The sequence below is a fragment of the Halomonas sp. PAMB 3264 genome (assembly GCF_031954245.1).
In the GTDB taxonomy this organism is placed as follows: Bacteria; Pseudomonadota; Gammaproteobacteria; order Pseudomonadales; family Halomonadaceae; genus Vreelandella.
In genome coordinates, this window is sequence record NZ_CP134866.1 from 1,208,496 (window position 1) to 1,221,441 (window position 12,946).

Annotated in this window: 10 protein-coding genes; 7 read left to right on the plus strand and 3 right to left on the minus strand. The window is 61.7% G+C overall.

The window, feature by feature from the left end; genetic code table 11:
* Positions 1-102 precede the first annotated feature (102 nt).
* The gene (locus RN347_RS05495; protein WP_311960470.1) at positions 103-711 is read left to right on the plus strand and encodes an NAD(P)H-dependent oxidoreductase; all 609 of its coding nucleotides are present in this window, start codon (positions 103-105) and stop codon (positions 709-711) included.
* 27 nt (positions 712-738) lie between these two features.
* Positions 739-1,041 carry an MGMT family protein gene (locus tag RN347_RS05500; RefSeq protein WP_263584582.1) on the plus strand — a complete coding sequence of 101 codons (303 nt, stop codon included), beginning with the start codon at positions 739-741 and terminating at the stop codon, positions 1,039-1,041.
* 88 nt (positions 1,042-1,129) lie between these two features.
* Here the strand turns inward: RN347_RS05500 and RN347_RS05505 are convergent, their stop codons facing one another.
* Together RN347_RS05505 and RN347_RS05510 are read right to left on the minus strand one after the other, a co-directional pair.
* A complete protein-coding gene (locus RN347_RS05505; protein WP_252107225.1) occupies positions 1,130-2,698 on the minus strand; it encodes a bifunctional GNAT family N-acetyltransferase/carbon-nitrogen hydrolase family protein in 1,569 nt (522 codons plus the stop codon).
* 53 nt (positions 2,699-2,751) lie between these two features.
* Complete coding sequence (locus tag RN347_RS05510; protein WP_263584581.1) at positions 2,752-3,666, minus strand: DMT family transporter; 915 nt, start codon at positions 3,664-3,666, stop codon at positions 2,752-2,754.
* 236 nt (positions 3,667-3,902) lie between these two features.
* On the opposite strand from RN347_RS05510, the gene RN347_RS05515 reads away from it, so the two are divergent.
* Positions 3,903-5,924: an NADPH-dependent 2,4-dienoyl-CoA reductase gene (locus RN347_RS05515; protein ID WP_311960471.1), complete on the plus strand. Its 2,022-nt coding sequence runs from the start codon at positions 3,903-3,905 to the stop codon at positions 5,922-5,924.
* A gap of 166 nt (positions 5,925-6,090) precedes the next feature.
* Positions 6,091-7,140: a low specificity L-threonine aldolase gene (locus tag RN347_RS05520; RefSeq protein ID WP_263584579.1), complete on the plus strand. Its 1,050-nt coding sequence runs from the start codon at positions 6,091-6,093 to the stop codon at positions 7,138-7,140.
* A 52-nt stretch (positions 7,141-7,192) separates the two neighbouring features.
* Here the strand turns inward: RN347_RS05520 and RN347_RS05525 are convergent, their stop codons facing one another.
* Positions 7,193-7,711 (minus strand): invasion associated locus B family protein, encoded by a 519-nt coding sequence (locus RN347_RS05525; RefSeq protein WP_311960472.1) that lies wholly within the window; start codon positions 7,709-7,711, stop codon positions 7,193-7,195.
* 357 nt (positions 7,712-8,068) lie between these two features.
* On the opposite strand from RN347_RS05525, the gene RN347_RS05530 reads away from it, so the two are divergent.
* From RN347_RS05530 to RN347_RS05540, 3 genes are read left to right on the plus strand one after another with little or no spacing between them, the layout of a single operon-like run.
* Entirely contained in the window at positions 8,069-9,991 is a 1,923-nt protein-coding gene (locus RN347_RS05530; protein ID WP_263584577.1) for a PrkA family serine protein kinase, read from the plus strand.
* Between the two features lie 50 nt (positions 9,992-10,041).
* Complete coding sequence (locus tag RN347_RS05535; RefSeq protein ID WP_311960473.1) at positions 10,042-11,331, plus strand: YeaH/YhbH family protein; 1,290 nt, start codon at positions 10,042-10,044, stop codon at positions 11,329-11,331.
* Positions 11,332-11,359: 28 nt separating this feature from the next.
* Positions 11,360-12,940, plus strand: a complete 1,581-nt coding sequence (locus tag RN347_RS05540; protein ID WP_311960474.1) for a SpoVR family protein — start codon at positions 11,360-11,362, stop codon at positions 12,938-12,940.
* Positions 12,941-12,946: the final 6 nt, after the last annotated feature.

The window sequence follows — 12,946 nt, forward strand, 5'->3', positions numbered from 1 at the left end:
CATTCGTTTTTATCGATTTAGTGCCGCGAAAGGATGCGCTTCACATTGCACAAATTCGATTTAAAATGGCGCGATTCATCATCCGCACAAGAGAGCTTTGTCATGAGCACCCGCGTTTTACTCGTTACCTCCTCCATTCTGGGCGAACATGGCCAGTCCAATGCGCTGGCCGAGCACTTCAAGACCCAGGCCGAGGCGCGCGAAGGCGTCGAGGTAAGCGTGCGCGACGTGGTGAAGTACCCGCTGCCGCACCTGGCGCTCGACGAGCTCAGTACCTGGCAGACCCCGGTGAATGAGCGCAGCGACGAGCAGATGCGCCTGGCGGCCATCTCCGACAAAATGCTTTTCGAGCTTCGTGAAAGCGATGTGATCGTGCTGGCGGTGCCGATGTACAATCTGGGTGTGCCAAGCCAGCTCAAGGCGTGGTTCGACCGCGTACTGCGTGCCGGAGAGACCTTCCGCTACACGGAAAACGGCCCGCAGGGGCTCATCGAAGGCAAGCGCGCGATCATTCTGGCCGCCCGCGGTGGTATGTACGCCGGCACCGAGATGGACAGTCAGACCCCGCACCTGAAAAGCATGCTGGGGCTGATGGGCCTCACGGATGTGAACGCGATCTACGCCGAAGGGCTCAACATGGGTGACGACCGGCGCGAAAGCGCGCTCAAGGAAGCGTGTCAGGCCATCGATCAGCAGGTGGCCGCGCTTTAAAACGATTTACCGACGACGGGGTGGCCCATGCGTGCAGCGCTTCTTGAGCAGATCTACACCATCGTGGCCCAGATTCCCGAAGGGCGAGTGACCACCTACGGGCGTATTGCGAAAATGACCGAAGGCGCCACGGCGCGCTCGGTCGGCTCCGCCATGCGCCATCTGCCTGAAGGCCACGAGCTGCCCTGGCACCGGGTGATCTCGGCAAGCCTTGCCTTGGCCGATCACGGCGGTGCGGCCCGCCAGCATGAAAAGCTGCGCGCCGAAGGGGTTGCCTTCGATGAAAAGGGGCGGGTGCCGCGTCATCTGGTGTGGCCGGACAATCCTTGAGCGCACCTCTTGAGCACACCATAAAAAACGCCGCCCAACCGGGCGGCGTTTTTTTATTCACCATTCACGAATCGCTATTGACCAATCCTCAGTCGTCCAGATTGGCGCCGGACTTCCAGGACCAGTCGCGCCAGCGCAGGTCGAACAGATCCTTGCGGCGGTCCTTGAGGTTGGTCACCGAGCCTTCGGCGCGCACCACCGTGAGCCGCGTCAAATCCAGATCCGAGAAGAAGATCATCTCGGTGTTGGGTGTGGTTTCCGCCAGCACCGCATCGTGAGGGAAGGCGAAGTCCGAGGGCGTGAACACCGCTGACTGGGCGTACTGAATGTCCAGATTCTCGATCGACGGCAGGTTGCCCACACTTCCGCACAGTACCACGTAGCACTCGTTCTCGATCGCCCGGGCTTGGCCGCAGTGGCGCACGCGCAGGTAGCCGTTCTTGGTATCGGTCCAGAATGGTACGAACAGAATGTCCATGTCCTGGTCGGCGAGTAGCCGGCCAAGCTCCGGAAACTCGACGTCGTAGCAGATCAGAATGCCCACGCGCCCGGCGTCGGTGTCGAACACCTGCAGGTCGTCGCCGCCTTCGATCACCCAGTCGCGGCGCTCTTGCGGGGTGATGTGCAGCTTCGCCTGCTTTTCGATCTCACCGTCGCGGTGGAAAAGGTAGGCGACGTTATAGAGACGGTCGTCCGCGCCCGCCTCGATCATCGACCCGCCAACGATATTGATGTTGTAAGACACCGCCATGCGGGAAAGCTCGCTTTTGAAGCGCTCGGTGAAGCCGGCCAGAAAACGCACCGCGGCCATCTGATCCTGCTGGGCGGCGCGGTCCTGTAGGCCCATCAGCGGCGCGTTGAAAAGCTCCGGAAAGACGGCAAAGTCGCTCTGATAATCCGACAGCGCGTCAACGAAGTACTCGATCTGCTGAAGGGCGGCTTCTACCGAGGAGAACTCACGCATCTGCCACTGCACCGCGCCGACGCGTACCTGGGTGGGGCGGGTATCGAGCACGCTGTCGGCGGGCTCGAACAGGATGTTGTTCCACTCCAAGAGCGTCGCGTAGCCGCGGGACTGGGCGTCCTCCGGCAGGTACTTGCGCAAAAGCCGCTTGACCTGAAAGTCGTTGGCCAGCTGGAACGACAGGATCGGGTCGTAGATCTCCTTGCGCGAGACCTTGTCGATGTACTGGGCCGGCGTCAGCTCGTCGGCGTACTGGTGATACTCCGGAATGCGCCCGCCGGCGAGAATCGCGCGCAGGTTGTGCGAGCGGCAGAGCTCCTTGCGCGCCTCGTAAAGGCGCCGGCCCAGCCGGTAGCCGCGATAATCCGGATGAATCAGCACGTCGAGGCCGTACATCGCGTCACCTTCCTCATCGTTGAGGATGACTTCGCGATGGCCGATCAAATCGTCGTAGCGGTGGGGGTTGGAGAATTCGTCGTAATCTACCTGAACGGTGAGCGCCACGCCCACCAGCACGCCGTCGTCCTCGATGGCGATCTGACCGTCGGGGAAGGCCTGGATCAGCTTGTCGATGGTGTGCTTGGGCCAGGCGCCGCCGATATCGTGATAAACCGCGTCCATCAGCGTTTTCAGCTGGTCGTAGTCGTCGCTCGTCAGGTTGCGAAGATTGAGATGCAGCTCTTCAAGGGACATAGTCGTGGGTACCCACCGTTGATAAAGACGTGGAAAAGAGTGTGACTAGTGTATCACTGCTGCGCGCTGCGGGCCTTTTTGCCGGCCATACCCACCAGCGGGCGGGTGAGCGTCTGCGCCATGATCACCCCGGCCAGAATCAGTAGACCGCCGTACAGGTGAAAGCCTGCAATCCGCTCGCCCAGAAACGCCATGGCGATCAGCGCGCTGAAAAGTGGCATCAGGTTGATGAAGATGCTCGCCTGGTTGGCGCCGATCTGGCGTACCGCGCGCATCCATAAAAAGGTGGTGATGATCGAGGCGGGAATGCCGGCGTAGAGAATCAGCCAGACGTTCTGACCGTCGATCGGCGTCATCGGCCCCAGAAGATAGGGCGGCAGCAAGAACAGCACCGCAAAGCAGACCTGAGCGTAAAGCATCACCCAGGGGGGCAGGTTCATCTGCCAGCGCTTGAGCATCACCCCGTAAAGGGCGTAGCAGATCGCGGCGATCACCATCAGCGCGTCGCCAAAGGCGACCTCGAGCTTCAAAAGCGACAGCGGGTTGCCCTGGCCGAGCAGAATGCTCACGCCGACAAACGCCAACAGCCCGCCGATCACCCCGCCAAGCGTGGGCGGCTCGCGCAGAATCAGCGCGCTCAAAAGCACCGTTAAAAGCGGCACCATGGCGGCGAGAATCCCCATGTTGGTGGCGGTGGTGGTTTCCGCCGCCACGTAGCCAAGGCCCTGCCAAAGCCCCATGCCGAGTAGCCCAAGCGTTGCCAGTTTCGGCCAGTGGCGACGAATTTCCGGCAGGTGCTTGAGCGTGGCCGGTAGCACCAGCGGCGTCATCACCAAAAGCGCCAGAAACCAGCGCAAAAAGGCGATGCTGCTCGGCGCGATGGTGCCAACGGTGAGCTGGTTGATGGTCATGTTGCCCGACCAGATCAACACCGTGGCCAGCGGGGCGAGGAAGTAAATCAACGGCATAGCGGGTTCCTTGTTCGTTAGCCGGTTAATGTGACGCGCTTTTAGCGTGTGGGCAAGGGGGTGTAAAACCAAACCCCTTGCGCCGCCACCGGGCGCTGGCGCTGTACGGCGGCCGGCCAATGTCATACGCTTGTTTGAATATCGCTTGAAAGGCGCAGCAAAATCCCTCGCTACGATTTCAACGACGATGTCAGCAACGATTCCAATAACGATTCCAGCAACGCCGAGAGACCGTGATGACAAAGCCGTCCGCCTATCCGCACCTGTTCACGCCCATAACGCTTGGCCCCTTGACGCTACCCAACCGCGTGCTGATGGGCTCGATGCACACCAATCTCGAGGAGACCCGCGGCGGCTTCGCCCGGTTGGCGGCGTTCTACGCCGAGCGGGCGAGGGCCGGGGTGAGCCTGATCGTGACCGGCGGCATCGCGCCCAACCCGGAAGGTGCGGTGTTCGAAGGCGCCAGTGCTCTGACCGACGAGGCGCAGCTTTCTGAGCATCGCCAGGTGGTAGAGGCCGTGCACGCCGAGGGCGGGCATCTGTGCATGCAGATTCTGCACGCCGGGCGCTACGCCTACTCGCCCGCGCTGGTCGCGCCCTCGGCGCTGCAGGCGCCGATCAACCCGCACGCTCCAAGAGCGCTGGAGACCCACGAGGTCGAGCAGCAGATCGACGACTACGTGCGCTGCGCACGGCTCGCGCAACAAGCGGGCTATGACGGCGTCGAGGTGATGGGCTCGGAAGGGTATCTGATCAATCAGTTCATCTGCCGGCGCACCAATCAGCGCGATGACGAGTGGGGCGGGGATTTTCAGGCGCGCATCCGCTTTCCGGTGGAGATCGTAACGCGCATTCGCGAGGCGGTGGGCGAGCGCTTTCTACTCATCTTCCGGCTTTCCATGATCGACCTGGTCGAAGAGGGCAGCAGCTGGGAGGAGGTCGTCGCACTTGGCCAGGCGATCGAGGCGGCCGGGGCCGATGTGATCAACACCGGCATCGGCTGGCATGAGGCGCGCGTACCCACTATCGTCACCAGCGTGCCGCGCGCCGCCTTCACCGAGGTGACCCGGCGGATCCGCTCGGCGGTTTCGATTCCGCTGATCACCACCAACCGCATCAACATGCCGGAAGTGGCCGAGCGCGTGCTGGCCGAGGGCCATGCCGACATGGTCTCGATGGCGCGCCCGTTTCTCGCCGACCCGGCCTGGGTGCAAAAGGCCGCCCGGGGCGCGAGCGATGAGATCAATACCTGCATCGCCTGCAACCAGGCGTGTCTGGATCACACCTTCGCCGGCAAGCTGACGTCGTGTCTGGTCAACCCGCGGGCGTGCCACGAAACAGAGTTCAGCCTCGCGCCCGCCGACACCTCCCGACGCGTGGCGGTGGTCGGCGGCGGCCCGGCGGGGCTTGCCACGGCGGTGGCGGCGGCCGGCCGTGGCCACGCGGTGACGCTGTTCGAGCGCCGGGGCGAGCTTGGCGGGCAGTTCAACTACGCGCGCAGGATTCCCGGCAAGGAGGAGTTCGATGAAACGCTGCGCTATTTCCACGTCATGCTGGATAAATACGCCGTGGAGGTGCGCCTGAACGTCGAGGCCACCGCCGAGGCGCTTACCGATTTCGACGTGGTGGTCATCGCCACCGGCGTGACGCCGCGCACGCTGGAGCTTCCCGGCGCAGATCATTCGAGCGTGCTGAGCTACGCCGATGCGATCGAGCACCCGGACCTGGTCGGGCCCGAGGTGGCGGTGATTGGCGCCGGCGGCATCGGCTTCGACGTCTCCGAGCTTCTGTCCCACGTCGGGCACCCGGCGCTCGATGTAGACGTTTGGTGCCAGGAGTGGGGTGTGGACCTGGCGGTCGGCGAGCGCGGCGGGCTCACGGCACCCAACCCGCCGGTGCCGGCCCGGCGTATCACCATGCTTCAGCGTAAACGCTCGAAGCCCGGCAAGGGCCTTGGCAAGACTACCGGCTGGGTGCACCGCGCCGCACTCAAGGCGCGTGGGGTGAAAACTCTCGTTGGCTGCGAGTATCTGCGTATCGACGATGAAGGGCTGCATATTCGCCAAAACGGCGAAGAACAGGTGCTGAAAGTGGACAGCATCGTGGTCTGCGCCGGGCAGGAGTCGGTGCGCGATCTCGTCACACCGCTTGAAAGCGCCGGGGGCGAGGTGTACGTGATCGGCGGCGCCGATGAGGCCTCCGAGCTCGATGCCAAGCGGGCGATCGACCAGGGCATGCGCCTGGCGGCGACGCTTTAGGCGGGCGTTTAGAGCCCGTATGACGCGTGTATCGAATTAGCGTTAGACTGAGACGCTCTTGCCCGCGGCGCATATCCCCCGCTGCGGGCGCTTTCGTAACGCATCCGGCGCGGGGCGAGTGGCACCCAGCTCGCCCCGCGTCCGTCAGCATAAGGACCCAACCGCCATGCCCTCGGAGTGCACCCCCCGGTTTCTCGCCAGCGACAACACCTCGGGTATCTGCCCGGAAGCGATGCAGTACCTGATGAAGGCCAACGATAGTGACGATCTGGCCTACGGCAACGACACCTGGACCGCGCGCGCGGCGGACCGCTTTCGCGAAATGTTCGATTTCGACTGCGACGTGTTCTTCGTGTTCAACGGAACCGCCGCCAATTCGCTGGCGCTTTCCGCCATGGGGCGCAGCTACCATAGCGTGATCTGTCACGAGCTCGCCCATATCGAAACCGACGAGTGCGGCGGCCCGGAGTTTTTCTCCAACGGCGCCAAGCTTTTGACCTCGCCCGGCGCCAACGGCAAGCTCACCCCGGAAGGCATCGAGGCGCTGGTCACCAAACGTTCCGATATTCATTACCCCAAGCCCAAGGTCGTCTCGCTCACCCAGGCCACCGAGGTAGGTACGGTGTATTCGCGCGAGGAGCTGTTGGCCATTCGCGCGGTAGCGGACAAGTATGATCTTCGCCTGCACATGGACGGTGCGCGCTTTGCCAACGCCTGTGCAAGCCTGGGTGCAAGCCCCGCGGAGCTGACCTGGCAGGTCGGCGTGGACGCGCTCTGCTTTTCCGGCACCAAAAACGGGCTGGCCTTCGGCGAGGCGATTTTGTTCTTCAACCGCGAACTCGCTGAAGACTTCTCCTATCGCTGCAAGCAGGCCGGCCAGCTCGCCTCCAAGATGCGCTACGTCTCCGCCCCCTGGCTTGGGCTCTTGGAAAGCGGCGCCTGGCTGACCAACGCCCAGCACGCCAACGCCATGGCGCGCTATCTCTCGGAGGGCTTGCAGCAGCTTCCCGACGTATCGTTGATGTTTCCCACCCAGGCCAACAGCGTGTTCGTCGAGCTTCCCGCCCACGTGGTCGAGACATTAAGAGCCCGCGGCTGGACGTTCTATACCTTCATCGGCGCCGGCGGGGCGCGCTTTGTGTGCGCCTGGAATACCACCGTCGAGCTTCTGGACCAGCTTCTGGCCGATGTCAGCGAGGCAATGGGCTCACGCTAGAAACGCGCGCGCCGCACGTGAGAGTGCGGCGCGCGGTGCAGGCAAGGCGGGATCAGGGCGAGATTTGCTGGCTCGCGCTGGTAAAGCCCATGAGCGACAGATTCAGATCCAGCCGCTGGCCGTCCGGTGCGATGGCGCTGACGGTCGCAGTGGAGCCGCTGCGAAGCTGCTGCAGAAGGCTTGCTTCCAGCGGCAGATCCGCCCGGCAACCCTGCTCCTGGCAGAACTGGTAGGGAAAGCCCACCGGCTCGTTGCTATCGACCTGAAGCTGCATGCCCGGCGCCAGGTTGACGCCCAGCGGCATGACGAAGGCCATGACCGCCATGCCCTGGGCCTGGGGCGGGTAGCCCACCATGGCGCGCATCAGCGGCTCGTTGCTGTCCGGATTGTTGACGATCTGGTTCATGGTGCAGCTTTGCTGGCCGGTGTTGCCGGCGGGGCAGCGCACTTCCCAATCCTGAAAGCGTTGGGTGTCGACGTTCGGGGCGCTCTGTTGCGCCTGAACCGTTGAAGCGGCGGTGACCGCCATCAGGGGGAGTAAAGCGGTAATCAGCGCGCGACGAATCGGCATACGTTCATATCTCCGGGTATTGGAAAAGTGAGTGTTGGAAAAGCAGATGTTGGGAAAGCCAGTGTTGTAAAAGCCTGGGTGGAAAGCAAGCGTGTCAACGCTCAAATAGCCGCCTGCCGCCAGATCCTTTGTTTGTGCTCCCCATTCGAACATGAGCCGCGCCCTGGGTTCCAGTACCGCGTTCGAGGGGCTTGCGAAACATCCTGTTTCCAACCCGAAATTCACGCTAGCGTTGAAGTTTTTATCACTCTTTTTCGATTAATGCTGTCTACGCTAATAGAGCGATACCTCGTTTGGTGCACCGCGTTGACAGGGTGGTTGAGCGGTATACCTGAGGCTGGGCCACAGGAGAGTTCAATGAGCATCTTTGATCACGTTCAAGACCGATTCGCCCGTATTCAGCAAGAAGAGTTGACCCTCGAGGAGTATCTCGCCCTTTGTAAACGTGACCCGAAGGTCTACGCCAGCGCCGCCGAGCGGATGCTCGAGGCGATCGGCGAGCCCGAGGTGATCGATACCGCCAAGGACCCGCGTCTTTCGCGCATTTTTTCCAACAAGGTGATTCGCCGCTACCCGGCATTTGCCGAATTTCACGGTATGGAAGATGCCATCGAGCAAATCGTGGCCTACTTCCGTCACGCCGCCCAGGGCCTTGAAGAGCGCAAACAGATTCTCTATTTGCTGGGCCCGGTCGGCGGCGGCAAGTCGTCGCTTGCCGAGCGTTTGAAGCTCTTGATGGAGCGCATTCCCTTTTACGCGATCAAGGATTCGCCGGTGCAGGAGTCGCCGCTGGGGCTTTTCTCGCCGGAAGAGGATGGCGAGCTTCTGGAGCAGGAGTACGGTATCCCAAGGCGCTATCTAAAAAGCGTGATGTCGCCCTGGGCGGCCAAACGGTTAAAGGAGAACGGCGGCGATATCTCGCAATTTCGCGTAGTGCGCCTGTATCCGTCGCGACTCAATCAGATCGCGATCTCCAAGACCGAACCGGGCGACGAGAATAACCAGGACATTTCATCGCTGGTGGGCAAGGTCGATATTCGTAAACTCGAGCTCTTCTCCCAGGACGACCCGGACGCCTACAGCTTCTCCGGCGGGCTTTGCCGCGCCAACCAGGGGCTGATGGAGTTCGTCGAGATGTTCAAGGCGCCGATCAAGGTGCTCCACCCGCTTTTGACCGCGACCCAGGAGGGCAACTACAACCCCACCGAAGGCATGGGCGCGATCCCTTTCGATGGCGTGATTCTTGCCCACTCGAACGAGTCCGAGTGGCAGGCATTTCGCAACAACCGTAACAACGAGGCGTTTCTCGACCGCGTCTACATCGTCAAGGTGCCGTACTGCCTACGCGTTTCCGAAGAGATCAGCATCTATCAAAAACTTCTCGAGGAGTCCTCGCTCAACCAGGCACCCTGCGCGCCGGATACGCTGCGCATGCTGGCGCAGTTCACCACGCTTTCACGGCTCAAGGTGCCGGAAAACTCCAGCGTCTACTCCAAGATGCGCGTCTACGACGGCGAAAACCTGAAGGATACCGACCCGAGGGCGAAGTCGATCCAGGAGTATCGCGATGCCGCCGGGGTGGACGAGGGCATGCAGGGGCTTTCGACCCGCTTCGCCTTCAAGATCCTGTCGAAAGTGTTCAACTTCGACAGCACCGAGGTCGCCGCCAACCCGGTGCACCTTCTGTACGTGCTGGAGCAGGCGCTGGAGCGTGAACAGCTTCCCGCCGAGGTGTTCGAGCGCTATATCGGGTTCATCAAGGAGTTTCTGGCGCCGCGCTACGTCGAGTTCATCGGCAAGGAGATCCAGACCGCTTATCTGGAGTCCTACAGCGAATACGGCCAGAACATTTTCGACCGCTACGTGACCTACGCCGACTTCTGGATTCAGGACCAGGAGTACCGCGACCCGGAAACCGGCGAGCTCTTGAATCGCCAGTCGCTCAACGAGGAGCTCGAAAAGATCGAGAAGCCTGCGGGTATCTCCAACCCGAAGGATTTTCGCCACGAGGTGGTCAACTTCGTGCTGCGCGCGCGCGCCCAGAACAACGGCATGAACCCAAGCTGGCAGTCCTACGAAAAGCTTCGAGGCGTGATCGAGCACAAGATGTTCGCCAACACCGAGGAGCTTTTGCCGGTGATCTCCTTCAACGCCAAGGCGTCGAAATCGGATCAGAAAAAGCACGAGGACTTCGTCGAGCGCATGGTCGAACGCGGCTATACCGAGAAACAGGTGCGCCTGCTGTCGGAGTGGTACCTGCGCGTACGTAAATCCCAGTAGCGCTGGTTTTACTGGCTCGGGTTTCAGTCGCCCTTGTTCAAGGAGGTCGCATGACCTACTTCATTGATCGCCGGCCCAACGCGAAGCACAAAAGCGCGGTCAATCGGCAGCGTTTTCTCGAGCGTTATCGCCACCACATCAAGCGCTCGGTGGAGGAGGCGGTCAACCGCCGCTCGATCACCGACATGCAGCGCGGCGAGAGCGTGTCCATTCCGACTCGCGATATTTCCGAGCCGGTTTTTCAGCACGGCCCGGGCGGGAAGCGAAGCATCGTCTCGCCCGGCAACAAGGAGTTTCTCGAAGGCGACCGAATCCGCCGTCCGCCCGGCGGCGGTGGAGGCGGTGGGGCGGGTGAAGGCAAGGCGAGCAATCAGGGCCAGGGCGACGATGAGTTCGCCTTTACCCTGAGCCGCGAGGAGTTTCTGGAGTTCGTGTTCGACGGGCTGGAGCTTCCGCACCTGCAGCGCAAACCGCTCAAGACCATGGAGGAAATTAAAATGGTGCGCGCCGGGCTTGCCCGTGACGGCGTGCCGTCGCGCATGAGCGTTACCCGCTCGATGCGTGAGGCTTACGCCCGGCGCATTGCCATGCGCGCGCCGATCAAGCGCGCGCTGATGGAGGCGCAGCTGGCGCTGGCCGAGGAGCTCGGCAAGGATTCGATTTTGCGAAACCCGGCGCGCATCGCTGAGCTCGAGGCGGAAATCAAGCGTCTTGAAAAGCGCATCGAGTTGGTGCCGTTCATCGATACCGTGGATCTTCGCTATCATCAGCTCGCCCCGGAGCCCCAGCCCTCGAGTCAGGCGGTGATTTTCTGCGTCATGGACGTCTCCGGCTCGATGACCCAGAACCACAAGGATATCGCCAAGCGCTTTTTTTTGCTGTTGTACCTGTTTTTGGATAAGCACTACGAGAAAGTGGAGCTCGTTTTCGTGCGCCACCACACCGCTGCCCGCGAGGTCAGCGAGGAGGAGTTCTTTTACTCCAGGGAAACCGGCGGTACGATCGTTTCGAGCGCGTTGAAACTCGTTCACGGTATCGTCGAGAAGCGCTACCCGGCGAGTCAATGGAATCTCTACGTCGCCCAGGCCTCTGACGGCGACAACTGGGACGACGACTCCTCGATCTGCCGCGATCTCTTGATCAAGGAGCTGATGCCGAATCTTCAATACTTCGCCTACGTGGAGATTACCCCGCACGAGCACCAGTCGCTCTGGCACGAGTATGAAACCGTGGCCAAACGGTTTTCCGAGCGTTTCGCGATGCGCCAGATTTTCGAAGCCGGCGATATCTACCCGGTGTTTCGTGAACTGTTCAAACGCCGGCTGACCACGTCGCCCTGACCCGATCCTGTTTTTCGAGGAGTACGCGATGCGAGTCTCTTCCGATGCTACCGCTCAGAGCCCCATTGCCACGGGCTCTGATTGGAATTTCGCCATACTCGAGCGCTTCGACGAGGTGTTGGCGGTGCTCGCCGACGAGTACCGGCTCGATACCTACCCCAATCAGATCGAAGTGATCACCACCGAACAGATGATGGATGCCTACGCCAGCGTCGGGATGCCGGTAGGCTATCACCACTGGTCGTTCGGCAAGCAATTTCTCGCCGTACAGCAGGCCTACAAGCGCGGCCAGATGGGGCTGGCTTATGAGCTCGTCATCAACTCCGATCCCTGCATCGCGTACCTGATGGAGGAGAATACGCTGATGATGCAGGTGCTGGTCATGGCCCACGCCTGCTACGGCCATAACTCCTTTTTCAAGGGTAACTACCTGTTTCGTACCTGGACCGAGGCCGACTCCATCGTCGACTACCTGGTGTTTGCGCGAAAATACATTGCCCGGTGCGAGGAACGCCACGGTACCCACGCCGTCGAGCAGCTGCTCGACGCCTGCCATGCGCTGCAAAACTACGGCGTGGACCGCTACAAACGCCCCTCGAAAATCTCCGCCGCCCAGGAGGCCGCCCGTCAGCAGGAGCGTGAGGCCTACCTGCAAACCCAGGTCAACATGCTCTGGCGCACCATCCCCAAACCTTTCGAGAAGAGCGAGGCGCTACCGGGCGGGCTTCATGACGAGGACGACCCGCTGGGCCTGCACGAAGGCGGGCGCTACCCGTCGGAGTCTCAGGAGAACCTGCTCTACTTCATCGAGAAAAACGCGCCGCTGCTCGTGCCCTGGCAGCGCGAAATCGTGCGTATCGTGCGCAAGCTCGCCCAGTACTTCTACCCTCAGCGCCAGACTCAAGTGATGAACGAGGGGTGGGCCTGTTTCTGGCACTACACGCTGATGAACCGGCTCTATGACGATGGCCACGTGGATGAAGGGCTGATGCTCGAGTTCTTGCAATCCCACGCGGCGGTCATCAATCAGCCGGATTTTGACAGCCCCTACTACAGCGGTATCAACCCCTACGCGCTGGGCTTTGCGATCTTTCGCGACATCGAGCGCATCTGTATTGCGCCGACGGACGAGGACCGCGCCTGGTTTCCGGATATCGCGGGCTCGCCCTGGCGGGAGACACTCGAGTTCGCCATGCGCAACTTCAAGGACGAGTCGTTCATCCAACAGTTTCTTTCGCCGAAGGTGATTCGCGATCTCAAGCTGTTCGTGATGGTGGACGACGATCAGAGCGATACCCTGGCCGTGGGCGCGATCCACAACGAGCAAGGCTACCGCCGGGTGCGCAACGCGCTCTCCGCCCAGTACGCGCTATCGCTTCGCGAACCCAACATCCAGGTGTTCGAGGCGGCCATTCGCGGCGACCGGTCGCTGACGCTGCACCACGTGCAGGAGAGTCGTCGGCCGTTGGAGCGCAGCGTCTATCCGGTCATGCGCCACCTGCAAAAGCTGTGGGGCTTCCCGGTGCATCTGGTATCGATGGACGAGGGGCGTGTCACGCACCGCTATCGCTGGCCGGTAGAGGAGGGCAGTGCTGAAGGTGCGTCGTAACGCTTG

Coding starts and splice junctions, on each gene's coding strand:
- RN347_RS05510 (WP_263584581.1), bottom strand. CDS start 3,666: ATGCCGTTGATTTACTTCCTCGCCCCGCTGGCCACGGTGTTGATCTGG.
- RN347_RS05540 (WP_311960474.1), top strand. CDS start 11,360: ATGCGAGTCTCTTCCGATGCTACCGCTCAGAGCCCCATTGCCACGGGC.
- RN347_RS05500 (WP_263584582.1), top strand. CDS start 739: ATGCGTGCAGCGCTTCTTGAGCAGATCTACACCATCGTGGCCCAGATT.
- RN347_RS05515 (WP_311960471.1), top strand. CDS start 3,903: ATGACAAAGCCGTCCGCCTATCCGCACCTGTTCACGCCCATAACGCTT.
- RN347_RS05530 (WP_263584577.1), top strand. CDS start 8,069: ATGAGCATCTTTGATCACGTTCAAGACCGATTCGCCCGTATTCAGCAA.
- RN347_RS05525 (WP_311960472.1), bottom strand. CDS start 7,711: ATGCCGATTCGTCGCGCGCTGATTACCGCTTTACTCCCCCTGATGGCG.
- RN347_RS05495 (WP_311960470.1), top strand. CDS start 103: ATGAGCACCCGCGTTTTACTCGTTACCTCCTCCATTCTGGGCGAACAT.
- RN347_RS05535 (WP_311960473.1), top strand. CDS start 10,042: ATGACCTACTTCATTGATCGCCGGCCCAACGCGAAGCACAAAAGCGCG.
- RN347_RS05505 (WP_252107225.1), bottom strand. CDS start 2,698: ATGTCCCTTGAAGAGCTGCATCTCAATCTTCGCAACCTGACGAGCGAC.
- RN347_RS05520 (WP_263584579.1), top strand. CDS start 6,091: ATGCCCTCGGAGTGCACCCCCCGGTTTCTCGCCAGCGACAACACCTCG.